9 protein-coding genes, 1 other RNA gene and 2 pseudogenes are annotated in these 13,740 nt (G+C 54.1%); 8 read left to right on the forward strand and 4 right to left on the reverse strand.

Annotated features, from left to right (window positions below):
• The first annotated feature begins 116 nt into the window (after positions 1 to 116).
• The gene (locus BBCT_RS06040) at positions 117 to 1,670 is read left to right on the forward strand and encodes a UDP-N-acetylmuramoyl-L-alanyl-D-glutamate--2,6-diaminopimelate ligase (protein WP_003834355.1); all 1,554 of its coding nucleotides are present in this window, start codon (positions 117 to 119) and stop codon (positions 1,668 to 1,670) included.
• Positions 1,671 to 1,731: 61 nt separating this feature from the next.
• Positions 1,732 to 2,730: a lipid II:glycine glycyltransferase FemX gene (locus BBCT_RS06045; RefSeq protein WP_003834354.1), complete on the forward strand. Its 999-nt coding sequence runs from the start codon at positions 1,732 to 1,734 to the stop codon at positions 2,728 to 2,730.
• Between the two features lie 155 nt (positions 2,731 to 2,885).
• Here the strand turns inward: BBCT_RS06045 and BBCT_RS06050 are convergent, their stop codons facing one another.
• Positions 2,886 to 4,472 (reverse strand): bifunctional folylpolyglutamate synthase/dihydrofolate synthase, encoded by a 1,587-nt coding sequence (locus tag BBCT_RS06050; protein WP_003834352.1) that lies wholly within the window; start codon positions 4,470 to 4,472, stop codon positions 2,886 to 2,888.
• 182 nt (positions 4,473 to 4,654) lie between these two features.
• Between BBCT_RS06050 and BBCT_RS06055 the strand changes: the two genes are divergently transcribed.
• The gene (locus BBCT_RS06055) at positions 4,655 to 6,256 is read left to right on the forward strand and encodes an aminopeptidase P family protein (protein ID WP_003834351.1); all 1,602 of its coding nucleotides are present in this window, start codon (positions 4,655 to 4,657) and stop codon (positions 6,254 to 6,256) included.
• A 1-nt stretch (position 6,257) separates the two neighbouring features.
• Positions 6,258 to 6,779: an NUDIX hydrolase gene (locus tag BBCT_RS06060; RefSeq protein ID WP_003834350.1), complete on the forward strand. Its 522-nt coding sequence runs from the start codon at positions 6,258 to 6,260 to the stop codon at positions 6,777 to 6,779.
• 102 nt (positions 6,780 to 6,881) lie between these two features.
• On the opposite strand, the pseudogene BBCT_RS06065 reads toward BBCT_RS06060, so the two are convergent.
• Positions 6,882 to 7,355: pseudogene (locus tag BBCT_RS06065) on the reverse strand (ABC transporter ATP-binding protein); the annotation flags it as partial.
• 110 nt (positions 7,356 to 7,465) lie between these two features.
• On the opposite strand from BBCT_RS06065, the gene BBCT_RS06070 reads away from it, so the two are divergent.
• The 4 genes and pseudogenes from BBCT_RS06070 to BBCT_RS06080 form a co-directional block, all read left to right on the forward strand.
• Complete coding sequence (locus tag BBCT_RS06070; RefSeq protein WP_033512471.1) at positions 7,466 to 8,668, forward strand: ROK family transcriptional regulator; 1,203 nt, start codon at positions 7,466 to 7,468, stop codon at positions 8,666 to 8,668.
• Positions 8,669 to 8,695: 27 nt separating this feature from the next.
• Positions 8,696 to 9,595 (forward strand): carbohydrate kinase family protein, encoded by a 900-nt coding sequence (locus tag BBCT_RS06075; RefSeq protein ID WP_003834347.1) that lies wholly within the window; start codon positions 8,696 to 8,698, stop codon positions 9,593 to 9,595.
• A gap of 305 nt (positions 9,596 to 9,900) precedes the next feature.
• Positions 9,901 to 10,297: a transfer-messenger RNA gene (gene ssrA, locus BBCT_RS08710) on the forward strand.
• Between the two features lie 316 nt (positions 10,298 to 10,613).
• Positions 10,614 to 10,811 (forward strand): annotated as a pseudogene (locus tag BBCT_RS06080) (AGE family epimerase/isomerase); the annotation flags it as partial.
• A 264-nt stretch (positions 10,812 to 11,075) separates the two neighbouring features.
• Here the strand turns inward: BBCT_RS06080 and BBCT_RS06085 are convergent.
• Together BBCT_RS06085 and murC are read right to left on the reverse strand one after the other, a co-directional pair.
• Complete coding sequence (locus BBCT_RS06085) at positions 11,076 to 12,170, reverse strand: cell division protein FtsQ/DivIB (protein WP_034248523.1); 1,095 nt, start codon at positions 12,168 to 12,170, stop codon at positions 11,076 to 11,078.
• Positions 12,170 to 13,735: a UDP-N-acetylmuramate--L-alanine ligase gene (gene murC / locus BBCT_RS06090; protein ID WP_003834344.1), complete on the reverse strand. Its 1,566-nt coding sequence runs from the start codon at positions 13,733 to 13,735 to the stop codon at positions 12,170 to 12,172. The genes BBCT_RS06085 and murC overlap by 1 nt, the downstream gene beginning before the upstream one ends.
• Positions 13,736 to 13,740 lie beyond the last annotated feature (5 nt).

Below are 13,740 nucleotides of genomic sequence, written 5' to 3' on the forward strand. Positions count from 1 at the left end.
TTCCGTTCGTACTTCAGTCACAGCTTTATTGTAACCACCCAGACTTCCACATGCCATGCACATAGCTGACGGTAGAATGGCTGTTCGGTATCCGAAGAACAGGGAGAACACGAAATATGGCTTTGACTTTGGCATCAGCAGCACGTTTGCTCAGTGAGCATGGATTGTTGCGCGAAATCATCCAAGGAGACGCCTGGACGCTTGACGCGCAAACCATCAACGGATTCGACAAGCCATTCGGTTCAATCACCTATGACACCAGGCAGGTCGTATCTGGCGCGCTCCTGTGCTGCAAAGGCCGTTTCAAAGCGGAATATCTCGATGGCATCGATGATCGTGGACTTGCCGCATACGTTGCGGAAAACGACTTCTCCGCGGCGACGAAAGCTCCGGGACTTATCGTGAATGACGCGCGCAAAGCCATGAGTCTGCTGTCCGCGGCATTTTATGGGTACCCGCAGAACCAACTGAAAGTCATCGGCATTACCGGAACCAAGGGAAAAACCACTACCGCCTACCTCACCCAAGCCATGCTCAACGGCTGTTCCGACGGCAAATGCGCTTTGTTCTCTTCCGCAGACAATTGCCTTGACGGACATACCTATGTCGAGTCCGATTTGACCACACCGGAGTCCATGGATGCGTTCCGTATGATGCGCGAAGCCGCTGATAACGGCATGAAATACCTGGTTATGGAGGTTTCGTCGCAGGCGTACAAAGTCGATCGCGTTTTCGGACTTACTTTTGACGTCGCCGCATTCCTTAATATCAGCCCGGACCATATCAGCCCCATCGAGCATCCGACATTCGAGGATTACTTCCACTGCAAACGGCAGATTGTGAAGAATTGCCGTTCCCTGGTTCTCGGCACGGCATGCGCACATGCCGATCTTATTCGTCAGGATGCTGCAATCGCCGATATTCCCGTCACCACGTTCGCTCTTGGCGAAGCATCGGCCGCGGATGTGACCGCATGGCCGGAATCCGCCGACCATAGCCGTTTCGCCATTGCGGTGGAAGGTGAACAGATCGGCTCGCTCAGCCTGCAATTGGATGGCGATTTCAATTATGCGAACGCCGCCGCGGCCATTGCCATTGCGCATGCCGTTGGATTCGATTTCCACGAAACCGCCGCGAAGGAAGCACTGCGCAATATGGAACCGGTACGTATCGCCGGTCGTATGGAGCATTTCCACGATACGAAGTCGAACACCATCGCCATCGTTGATTATGCGCACAATTATGCTTCCGTAACGGCGTTGCTTGACTATGTCGACCAACGCTACGGCAAGGACGATCCTGAAGTCACGCTGGTCACTGGATCCGCAGGCAATAAAGCGTATGATCGCAGATCGGAAATCGTCAGGGCCGCACAGAATCGCGTCAACCATCTGATTCTCACCTTCGAAGACACGGATGACGAGCCTGTGGAACACGTCTGTCAAAACATGCTCGACAGTGTCACCAATCCTGATCTGGATGCGAGGATCATTCTCGACCGTACGGAAGCAGTGGAGTCGACCGTAGCAATCGACCGCAAGAATCCCAACCGCCTCCATATCATCCTTATCATCGGCAAAGGCAACGAGCGCTGGTTCAAGAACCACGGCAAGCATATTCCCTTCGAAGGCGACGACCACATTGTGGAACGTATTTTTGGGCTTGTCTGACCTGCGGCAACAGCCAACCATCATCGAGTAATCACCAACCATAAGGAACAATCCAACAATCATGATCACTCTTGAATTCACCGACGCAGCCACCATGGAACAGCAGGCCGTGCAGGCGGGTCTTACCCTGCCCATCGAACAGACCGCAGTGTGGGCCAAATATCAGAACACCATTGACGGACGTACGCCGTGGGGTGCGTATGTGGTGAAGCAGGACGGCGCTCCGATCGCATTCATCGCGCTCATCGATTACGAAACCCATGGCTACCACTATTTGAGGTCCGTTCATGGTCCGGCTTGGCTTGACAAGCCTTCCGCGCAGCTGGAAGCACAGGTTCGTGACCTGCTTGTTGAGGACGTACGCAAACGCGATAAAAACGTTGTGTTCCTGCGTATCGACTTGTGGGATTTCGAAGGCTCGTTCCCGGTGCTTTCCACCGTTCCTTACAACGAGACCGTGTATGTGGACCTCACCGGTGGCGATGAGGCGGTTCTTACACGCATGAAGAAGCGTGGCCGCCGCGACGTGCGTAAGGCGTTGAGGGAAAGCCCCGCCGCTTGCGCCGATGAGACCGCGCAGGCTATGGCTGATTTTTCCGAATACTACGAGGTCATGGTTGATACCGCCCACCGTGATGGCTTCTCCCCCGCTCCGATGAGCGACTATGTCGATATGATCAGCAATCTTGGCCCTGATCATGCGCGCGTGTTCGCGGCACGTATCGACGGCAAGGTTGTGGCATGGTCCATCATCACCATCAACGGCGATCACGCGGTCTATTACTATGCGTGCATGCGTACGGAAATCATGCGCCAGCATGTTCCCGACAAACTGATTTACGTTGTATGTTGCGCACTTGGAGAGCGGGGCTGCACTGTTCTCGATTTGATGGGCATCGGCAACGATTTCGCGCCTTCATTGAAGAGTTTGAACGGATTCAAGACGAAATTCTCCGAGAATATCGTACAGGTTTCGGCAGGTCGTGACATTCCGGTCAAGAAGGCGTTCTACCGTTCGCTCACGCTGCTGCAGTCGCTACGTCGCAAACTACGCAAGTAATAATCGCGCCTCACGACGGATAGCGCAAAATATCGTGCAAAGGAGTATGCAGCGAATCGATATCGCTACATACTCCTTTGTATTGCATTACAAGTTGTTGTATCGATGGATCGTCGACAACAACCGACAATCCATCATCGCCATGCATTATGCGATTACTGCACATCTTCAGAAGATGCAGCATCCGCATGCTCAACTTCGGAAGCATCTTCTTCGGAACCATCAGTATCTTCATCTTCAGCAAGATCTGGACCGACACTGCCGAAATCGTTGATATCGAAATCAGGATTGGCGTCAGATTCGAAATCGAGATCCGCCTCGTCCTGATCCTTACGCGGTTCCGGCTCAACAGCCGTCTGGAAGACACGTTCCGACTTCGGCTTCTTCAAATCGGGATTGACTTTCTCTTCCAGCATGAGACGTGCATCGCCAGCCGTGGTGAAGCTACCGCAAATCAGCACGCCGTGACCATAGCCAACACCAAGCTCATCATCGGCGTCAACCATATTAACAGCCTCCTGAATGGCATCCGGCAGCTCAGGAACACACGTAACCCTTTCCGCACCAAACACGCGTTCAGCAACCGTTTTCAGGTCTTCCGCGGGCATCACACGATCACGCCACGAGTTTTCAGTGACAATCACATGGCTCAGTAATGGTTCGAGCACGCCCAAATACTCTTCGACCTGCTTGTCTCCCATCATGGCGATCACGCCGACGAGCTGCTGGAAATCGTAATTTTCCTCAATCGCGGCACGCAACGATTCTGCCGCATTCACATTATGCCCGCCATCCAGAATGATCGTTGGCGATGTACGAATCTGCTCGATGCGGCCTGGAATCCTCACCGTGCTCAACGACTCAGCCACAAGATCACCGTCAAGCGCACCGTTGACGGGAATCACCACTTCCGCCGCGCACAGGGCCGCGAGCGCATTATGCGCCTGATGTTCGCCGAATTTGGCGACCGGCACTTCTGCGTACGTGCCATTCGGCGTACGCAGGGTCACAACCTGACCGCCGACTGCCGGAATGCGGGTCACGACTTCCGCTTCGATGCCGTCTCGCACCAGATTGGCATGGTTTTCCGCCGCCGCTTCCTCGATAATCGGCATGACGGCCTCTTCATGCGGTTGACGCCCAATAACCGCGGTGCAGCCCGGCTTGATAATGCCGACTTTTTCGGATGCGATCTGTTCCACGGTATTGCCAAGCCATGCCATATGGTCCATGTCGATCGGTCCGATAATGGCCGCATCGGCATCGAGCACGTTGGTGGCGTCCCAGCGGCCGCCCATACCGACTTCAACGATGGCCACATCGACCGGAGCGTCGGCGAACTTCCAGATGGCCATGGCGGTAAGCACTTCGAAGAAGCTCATTTTTGGCTTGTCGAGTTCTCCCATCTTCATGTCGACCATGGCTACAAGGTCTTTGATTTGATCCCAGGTATCAACGAAATCATCGTCGGAAAGCTGCTGTCCGTCGATGGCGATGCGCTCGTTGACATGTTCAAGATGCGGTGACGTGTACAAACCGGTTCGCATGCCGTAGGCGCGGCAGATCGCCTCGGTCATGCGCGCGGTAGACCCTTTGCCGTTGGTTCCGGTGATGTGAATCACACGGAACGACTGCTCGGGATGTCCCATGATGTCGAGGATCATCTTCATGCGTTGCAGGTCAAGATTGGTGGTATTGCGCTCTGATGGGCGGCTCATGATGTCGCGTTCGACGTCGATCATGCTTTCATTGTTGCGATTCGGATGTTCGAATGACATATTCTTTCGGATTCCTCCCCTACCTTGGGATTGCTCACTCAATCTCCCTTATTCTATGTGCTTGCATGAACGTTGCGCGGCGCAAAAAGTTATAGGATGGTTTGCGGTAATTGCGTAAGCATGGATAACCATATTCAGGAGATGTGATGAACGAAGTCATTACCGCTAAAGACAAGGAGTATGAAGCCATGGAGCAGTCCAGCGCCCCCGGCCCTGATCAGGCGATGAGCGACCGTGTGAACAATCGTTCGCTGCGCCCGCGTTCCGAGGCGTTCAAGGAGTTCATGACCACCGGTTGGGATGATAATGAGCCGGCTATTGAACCGTTGGAGTCTTCCCATTACATTCAGGCTCGTCTTGACACGCTGGGCAAGGCTTTTCCTGGAGATCGTATTGTGATTCCGGCCGGTCAGCCGAAGGTGCGCAACAATGACTGCGACTATGCGTTCCGTCCGGATACGACGTTTTCGTATTACACCGGTTTGGGTGAAGACTACGAGGCCGGTGCAGTGCTGGTGTTGAATCCAGTTGATCCTGATTCTCCGGAGGCTGCGGCCGGCAAGACGCATGTGCCGGAATTGTTTGTGGCTCCGCGTGCGAACCACTACACGCAGGACTTTTTCATGAATGCCCATTATGGAGAGTATTGGGTTGGACCTCGTGCCGGCTTGCAGGAGATGACTGCAATGACCGGTATTGAGACCAATGACATTGCACAGCTGTCTGACGCATTGAGCAAGGATGTCGGCTCTGAAGCTGGTGCCGTGCGTGTGCGTGTGATTCGCGAGGCTGATCCGCAGATCACCGAAATGGTGGAGGACATTCGCGAGGCGAACGGTTTCGCCGATCCGGATGACAATACCGATGCCGATGACAAGCTTCATGAGTTTGCCGCCGAGGCTCGCATGTGCAAGGACGAATATGAGATTCGTGAAATGCGCAAGGCCGTTGCCGCAACCAAGCATGGTTTCGACAATATTCTGCGCAAGCTGCCGTCGTCGCTCGACAAGCCTCGTTCGGAACGTATGTTGGAAGGCGCGTTCAATGCCATTTCCCGTGAGGAAGGCAATGAGGTCGGCTACGATACGATCATCGCTTCCGGCGCTCATGCGCCGATTCTGCATTGGATGCGTAACACCGGTACCGTGGAGTCCGGCGATCTGCTGCTGATTGATGCCGGTGTGGAAGTCAATAGCCTGTATACGGCCGACATCACGCGCACGTTCCCAACCAACGGTAAGTTCACTGATTTCCAAAAAAAGTTGTATCAGGCGGTTTTGGACTCCCAGCAGGCTGGTTTTGAGGCTGCCAAGCCGGGTGCCACGTATTCCGACATTCATCATGCGTGCATGCGTGTGATCGCTGAACGCCTGCACGAATGGGGCATTCTTCCGGTCGATGTCGAGGAGTCGCTTTCTCCGGAAGGACAACAGCATCGACGTTGGCTCGCCTGTGGTGTGGCCCATCATCTTGGTTTGGATGTGCATGATTGCGCTCAGGCACGTTATGAGTCGTATCAGGGCGCTGCAATTCGTCCAGGCATGATTTTCACGATTGAACCGGGTCTGTATTTCCGTGAGGATGATCTGTTGATTCCACCGGAGTATCGCGGCATCGGCATTCGCGTTGAAGATGATGTGCTGATGACTGAGGATGGTCCGGAATGGATTTCCGCCGGCATTCCAAAGCAGATCGATGAGGTCGAAGAGTGGATGGCCAGCATGGCTGCCGAAGGTGCAAAGGCCTGATATGCCAACGCCTGAATTCATTCTCGAGTTACGCAAGAAAGTCGGTCACGATCTCCTGTGGCTGATGGGCGTCTCCGGCTATGTCGAAGACGAGCGGGGTCGTGTACTTCTTGGCAAGCGTTCCGATACCGGCGAATGGGCCATGGTGTATGGCATTAATGAGCCCGGCGAAGAGCCTGCCGACACGGTGGCACGTGAAGTCAAAGAAGAGACTGGCGTGGATGTCATCGTCACCGATTTGGTGTCGGTGAAGTCCTCCCATAGGGTGCTTACGTATGCGAATGGCGACAACACCATGTATATGGATCACCTGTTTATATGCAGGCCGGATCCAAATGGCAATACCGAACCGTTCGTAGGTGACGAGGAGAGCCTCAACGTAGGCTGGTTCTCCCCCGACGATCTGCCTCAGCCCCTGGCCGACACCACAGTGGAACGCATGGGCTACGTGCGTGAGTACATCAAGAACAAGGCGAACGGCGACGCACACGCGCAATTCTCCTTCAACGGTACGATTCGCTGAACACAGTCACAATTGAATATATACACAAGAGCTGGTGTGACGGTTCATGATCGTCGCACCAGCTCTTGTGTATGTCAGGAAGCCGCGAAACTCACTCCGGCATCAAATTCCTTTGGCGAGCAACTCGTGCAGCTGAGCGCAATGTTCTCGCTGTTCACGCGGATCAGGCACCGGCAGCGATGCCAACAACTTCTGCGTGTAGGGATTCTGCGGGTTATTCATAACCTGATCGGCATCACCATGTTCCACAATCTCACCCTTATGCATCACCATAATGCAATCGGCCAGCATATCGACCACGGCAAGATCATGGGTGATGAACAGGCATGCGAAACCTATTTCCGCCTGCAGTTTCTTGAACAGCTCCAACACCTTCGCCTGTACCGGCACATCCAATGCAGAATTCGGCTCGTCAGCGATAAGCAGGCTCGGCTTAAGAACCAACGCTCGTGCCAAGGAGGCACGCTGACCGCCAGAAAGCTCATGCGGGAAACGGTTCATATATACCATTTCGAGCAGATCTCCCACATAGTCGCTCGCTTCCGACACAGACGAGTACTTTTTATGCACGATCAATCGACATCCTTTATGACACGCCGAAAGACAGAACTTGCGCCAAGTAATTAACTACGTTAATATATCAACAGGTTCAACGAATGGTCCGTGCACTGGCGCAAGGAGGTGTTATGAGTAATTACAGTGCTCAGCAATCATCGATTTCCGAGAATAATCGATCCCGCATCTTGCAATACCTGTATCACAACGGCATCTGCTCACGTGCGCAAATCGCAAAGGCAGTCGGATTGACTCCTGCGGCAATCACCAAAATCACGGCAAAACTGCTCGCACAGAACATCATCGAAGAAACTGGCGACATGGAAGGCGATAAGAATCGTCGTTCCATCGGGTTGAATCTCAACTGCGGAAAATACCATGTGATTGGCTTGAAATTCGCACGCAGTTTGGTGCAAATCGGTCTGTTCGATCTTAAATGCAACCGTATTTCGCTTACCGATCTTCCGACCGTCAGCGAAGAAAACATCAACGAGACAGTCAAACAGATCCACAACACCATTCGTCACCTCATCGCCAAAGACGAGAAAATCGTGGCAGTCGGCATGGCAGTCCCCGGACCATACCTTATCGAAGAAGGGCATACCGCACTCGTCTCCTCCATGCAGGGCTGGCGCAAAGTCAATTTCATCAAGGAATTCAGCGAAGCCTTCGACGTACCTGTGTTTGTAGAGCAAGATGCACGCGCAGGCGCCTTGGCACAGTTCCTGTTCAATCCGGAACTGTCCGAAGGATCCCTCGCCTACTATCTGCTCGGCGAAGGCATCGGTCTTGGCATCATCGACAATGGCACGATCTATTACGGTGCCCACGGCACCGCCACCGAAATCGGACACATCTCCGTTGACGTCAATGGCAAACCCTGCGACTGCGGCAATTACGGATGTCTCGAACGTTACTGCTCGGCCAATGCAATCCACGAAATGCTCAACAAGCAACCGTATATCGTTCCCGGATGCGAAACCATGACGCACGCACAGGCATGTGCCGCGCTATTCGCCAAAAACGCTGCCGGAGACGAAGCAACCGCGGAACTCACCTCTGAAATCGCACGATATATCGGATACGGCGCAGTCAACATCATCAACGCATTCAACCCGACGCATATCGTACTTGGAGACATCGTTTCCCAAGCCGGGCAGCCGCTACTTGACGAAGTCAAGCAGGTCGTTCGAGAACGCACCATTCCCGAAGTCAGCTGCAATACCGAAATCACCTTATCCACACTACCCACTGATGCCACCGTCACCGGTGCCGCCGCCGTGGCCATCACCAATTTTCTAGAACATCCTTCGATGTTCTTTGACGTCGCATAGCACGCCACAACCAAAGAAAGGAACACCATGTCCAAGCCAATCGTCATCTCTCTCGGCGAAATCCTATGGGATATGCTCCCCACCGGCAAACGTGCCGGCGGCGCACCCGTCAATTTCGCATATCATGCGTCTCAGAACGGCGCGGAAAGCTTCGCCATCAGCGCGGTCGGCAACGACGAACTGGGCAATGAGCTGCTTGCAGACGCCCACAAGGCCGGCATCAACACGCTGGTGCAGACCAACGAATACCCGACAGGCACGGTTGACGTGGCTCTGACCAACGGCATTCCGGAATACACCATCGTCGAAAACGTGGCATGGGATCACATCAAGCTCACCGACGAGCTCATTGAAGCCGTATCCAAGGCCGACGCCGTCTGCTTCGGCACCCTCGGCCTGCGCTCCCCTGAATCCCACGACACCATCGTCGAGCTGCTCAAGCACACCAAGGAAGGCGCACTGAAGTTCTTCGACATCAACCTGCGCGCCAACTTCTACTCCAATGAACTCATCGAAGAGCTGCTCAGCTACGCGAACATCTTCAAGATCAACGACGAAGAGCTGATCATGATGCGCGACATGTTCTCCATTCCTGCGTGCAATGACGAAGAGGCATGCAAGTGGTTCATCGACCGCTTCAACCTCGAGTACATCATTCTGACCGGCGGTGCCACGTTCAGTACTATCACCACCAAGGATGGCGAGATTTCCACCCTGCGGACCCCGCATGTCGAGGTTGCAGATACCGTCGGTGCCGGTGATTCCTTCTCCGGCTCCTTCACCGGCAAGCTGCTGACCGGTGCTCCGCTCAAGGAAGCCCATCGTGCCGCCGTGAACACCGCGGCCTACGTGTGCACCAAGGAAGGCGGCTGGCCGACCTACCCGGCGGAAGGCGTTCCGGATTATCTCGCCGAAGCCGGTAAGTAATCCCAGTTTTTCCTTTCATCATCACCAACGAGGCCATGTCTGCCATCATGGCCTCGTTTTTCATACTCATATTCAATCCGCAACTGGTGCAATCTCGGACTCCTATGCCCGCCCATGGTTCAGCTGGGCCAATATGATGTTATGCGAATTGGTCATGGATTATTTCGACATTCGGGTCAGGCAGTAAGCCCATGTTCCGACTTCGCTCACAGCACAAGAAAAGCAGTATATGATTTGCGATTATTGACATTCCGTGATATCTTGAAAAGTCCGGCCTTGTACCGGATGTTTGATAATTCAAGATTGGGGATGATCGGTTTCGACGGTGACCTGTTCGTCGCAGGGAAGCGTGCCGAGAACGTAGGGTCCGCTCGTGGATGCCCCCTACAAAAGAATAAGTGCTAAATCTAACCGCACTGAGTTCGCTCTCGCTGCCTGAGCTTCGCGCCAGGATTAACCAGTGAGCAGCCGCTCCGTTCACTCCTTCTCGTCTTTGGGAGGATGTTGAGCGTCGTTAAGAAGACTTGCTTTGTCGACTGAGCCACAGGGCCGGCAAGGGACTTTTACTGTAGATATGCTCGCCATCAGTTGTCTGCGACATCGATGGGGGCAGAAAAACCGCCGCACGGCCAGCAGACTACGCACGTAGAAGACTGAGGGTTCGGTTATCGGACCGGGGTTCAATTCCCCGCATCTCCACGGATTGAAAGCCGCCAGAAATGGCGGCTTTTCTTTTATTTCCAACGGTTTTCAAAAGATTCCTGAGTTTACCGCACATTACCCCCGATGTATCGGATATTCTAAAAGATGTTGCTGGAAATCCCCTTCTCGTCTTGCTTGGTCTCACACACCCCGCCCCATCACAAATCACATATAATCGCAGCATCAAATTCCGCGTGTCGGCTTGCATTAACCGCTTAAGTAGTTAATAAATCAACCTAGTTATCGCGTCACAGCAGACGACGTCAAGGAAGGACTTGATCGATGACCCGCACTTACTCTCCTGAAGCCTACGTATCATGAAGCAGGCAAGGTCTGTTACGCTCACGCTTTCGTGATTCTTGCTGCCACTTCTGCCAAGCTTATCGTCCGTCCGGGCGCTGACGAGCTGCTCGAAGAGGCTCTGACAACCTACGACAGGCATTTCTGGGATGATGAGATCGGCTTGGCCGTCGATACGTGGAACACGGAATTCACCAAGCTTGACTCCTACCGTTCGACACCGTCTGGCCAGGTAAGCCCGACCTGTACCACGCCACGCAGTGCACACTGATTCCGAGTCTCGATCCGTCGGTTTCCGTCGCTCCGGCGATGAAGGCCAATCCAAACGCCTGACGGCACGCAATAATAAAACTTCTCCTTTTTCTCCTCCTATTCGCGAAGAACCCCGGTCACTGCACGAGGCAACCGGGGTTCTTCGTATATCAAACCAGATTACTCAGCGTATGCAATTCACCTATTTTCAGCCACGTCTTCACCACTATTTGATGATCGGCCGTAGAGGCGCGGACACGTCGACGTTGTGTTTGTCTCCGATCACATTTGGATCGTTGATGATCTTGTCGACAACAGCTTTCTTCAACTTAAGATCGGAAGAGTCACCCCATACGATCACGCGGTCCCCCCCATTGATTTCCGTGGTGATGGAATCCTGAGTTTCAGCCGTCACCTTGGTAATGGAGTTACGCATCGATTCAGGCAACGAGCTCAGAATCTTCAGCGCCTCCTTAATAGAGCGGTTACTCAGACTCGTATCGACATCCTTCACTTCGATGACGGGAATTCCATCCACGGAGGCACCGCTGACGGAATTCAATATACGAGCCTTGCTATCGACCGCGGTCATGCTGTCTTCACCTGTTTTAAGCATCGCAGCCGGCTTTTGCGCTTTGATGGTCACTTCAAGGGAGTTCGGAAGTTGCTTCTTGGATTGCGCGGAAGTGACTCCCGGTATCTCCTTGATTTTCTTCTCCACATCGTTATTTGATACCAGCAGAATCGATTTACCGGCCTGCTGACCGGCAATATCCAATACCTGCGACTCGCTCACCCATTCGTTGGCCCCGACAACGGAAATATTGCCAGGTTCAAGACGAAACACCGACGAGAAGAAAAACAACCATGCCAACGCCACCACGACGGCCGCAACCGCGGCCGACACGAAGGCCCGCATCGCCACAACACGCGTATTCGCCTTACGTCGTTCTTTCAACCGCGCGCTGAAATCAACCACTTTCGGACGGGTGGCCACCCCCAAAGTGCCAGTGGTTTCCTCCAACGTCTTCGCAACGAAATCCTCACCTGCAAGATTGCGCGCATCCACGAAGTCACCCGACCGGGAACGACTTGTCTTGCTCTTGCCTCCATGCTCCATTTCGGCTTCCGCCTGCGCATGGTTCACGGAGGAAGACGAGCGTCCCGTTCCTCCGGCAATGGAACGACCCTTCGGCTGAGGCTGAGCCAAAGAGTCGGAATGATTCCGGCTTTGAATGGTCCTGCCGTGCGACGCATGCTTTTCAGACGTCGTTGCAGAACCATCCGAACCCGTACCAGAGCTGACGACCCTTCGCGCCATCAGCCCTCACAATCCCAACGATGAGCCTGAAGCGCGTGCAATATCACCTCGTCCATCTGCGTGATATCACCCGCGCCAACGGTGAAGATGACATCACCATGATGGGCACGCATCACCATCATCTGCGCCGCGGTGTGCATGTCTTCCACCCCACGGATCCAATCCTCGGCAGGCGTGTGGTCGAGCTTAAGAGCCTCATCCACAATGGTGTCCGGGCCGACCGTCGGATAATCCTCCTGCTTTTCACGTGCGGGGAAAATGCCAGTGACAATCACATCATCCGCCTTGGCCAACGCCTCCGCGAATGCTTCCGCGAAGAACTTGGTGCGAGAGAACAAGTGCGGCTGGAAAATCACACGAATCGCCGATTGCGGATATTTGCGGCGGGCAGCATCCAGTAAAGCCGAAATCTCAGTGGGATGATGCGCGTAATCGTCGACGACGGTCACCTGGCTGACAGTGCCGCGCACTTGGAAGCGACGGGCTGCGCCAAGGAACGACGTGGTCACTTCGGCGGCCTTCTCAATGTCGACTCCCAGCAATGCGGCCGCGATAATCGCCGCGGAAGCATTGCGCGCGTTGTGAATGCCTGGAACGGTGAGCGTCACGGGAACCATACGTTCCTGTCCGTCCAGCAGTCCCGCAGGCACATGCAAGGTGAAATGTTCAGCGCCGCTTTGCGCGCTTTCGCTTTCCGATTCGATATGTACGAACGCCGCACCGTTCAGATCACCCAACGAAGCCTCATCCTGCGTCGCATATACGACCGTATGTGCTGCCGCAGACGCATCAAGAGCGCGCAACACAGCCAGATTCCCTTCGTCATCGCCGCACATCACCACCGATTTGACGGCGTGCTGAACATGATCCACGAAAGCCGCTCGATAGTTTTCCTGCGTTCCATAATGGTCGAGATGATCAGCTTCGGAATTGGTGACAATCGCGATTTCCGGATGATATTTGGCAAAGCTTCCATCGGATTCGTCAGCTTCCGCCACAAGCACATCGCCTTGGCCTGCATGGCCTCCGTCAAGCATCACGCCGTCCTTGCCTTGGATGGATCCACCAATGGCATAGCTTGGATCAGCCAGATTTCCCTCACCGGCATGGGTGAGAATATGGGCGAGCATGGAACTGGTCGTGGTTTTGCCATGGGCTCCCGCAACCGTTACCGCACGTTTCGTATTCATCAGCAATGAAAGAATGTCGCTGCGGTGCACGATGCGTTCGCCCGCCGCATGTGCTGCGACGATTTCCGGATTGTCAGGCTTGATGGCGCTGGAAAAAACGATAGTTTGTTTGCCTTCGACATTTTCCTCGCGCTGCCCGAATTCGACGGCAATACCAAGCCCCTGCAAACGATCGGTTTTGGCGCTGGGCTCACGATCTGAGCCATCCACCTCAACTCCCTGCTCGTGCAGCATCTCGGCAAGTACGCTCATACCTGCGCCTCCGATGCCGATGAAATGGGTGGCTCCCAGATCGTTCACGCCTTCCTGCTGGCTGAATGACACATGGGTTGGATCAAGAATAATGGTACCGGCTTCACGCTGGTTGTCAGTCACGACTG

The sequence above is a fragment of the Bifidobacterium catenulatum DSM 16992 = JCM 1194 = LMG 11043 genome (assembly GCF_001025195.1).
In the GTDB taxonomy this organism is placed as follows: Bacteria; Actinomycetota; Actinomycetes; order Actinomycetales; family Bifidobacteriaceae; genus Bifidobacterium; species Bifidobacterium catenulatum.

What these genes read in the sequence shown, in the direction of transcription:
- BBCT_RS06055 (WP_003834351.1), top strand. Translation starts at nt 4,655, where the DNA reads ATGAACGAAGTCATTACCGCTAAAGACAAGGAGTATGAAGCCATGGAG.
- BBCT_RS06070 (WP_033512471.1), top strand. Translation starts at nt 7,466, where the DNA reads ATGAGTAATTACAGTGCTCAGCAATCATCGATTTCCGAGAATAATCGA.
- BBCT_RS06050 (WP_003834352.1), bottom strand. Translation starts at nt 4,472, where the DNA reads ATGATCGACGTCGAACGCGACATCATGAGCCGCCCATCAGAGCGCAAT.
- BBCT_RS06075 (WP_003834347.1), top strand. Translation starts at nt 8,696, where the DNA reads ATGTCCAAGCCAATCGTCATCTCTCTCGGCGAAATCCTATGGGATATG.
- BBCT_RS06060 (WP_003834350.1), top strand. Translation starts at nt 6,258, where the DNA reads ATGCCAACGCCTGAATTCATTCTCGAGTTACGCAAGAAAGTCGGTCAC.
- BBCT_RS06045 (WP_003834354.1), top strand. Translation starts at nt 1,732, where the DNA reads ATGATCACTCTTGAATTCACCGACGCAGCCACCATGGAACAGCAGGCC.
- BBCT_RS06085 (WP_034248523.1), bottom strand. Translation starts at nt 12,170, where the DNA reads ATGGCGCGAAGGGTCGTCAGCTCTGGTACGGGTTCGGATGGTTCTGCA.
- BBCT_RS06040 (WP_003834355.1), top strand. Translation starts at nt 117, where the DNA reads ATGGCTTTGACTTTGGCATCAGCAGCACGTTTGCTCAGTGAGCATGGA.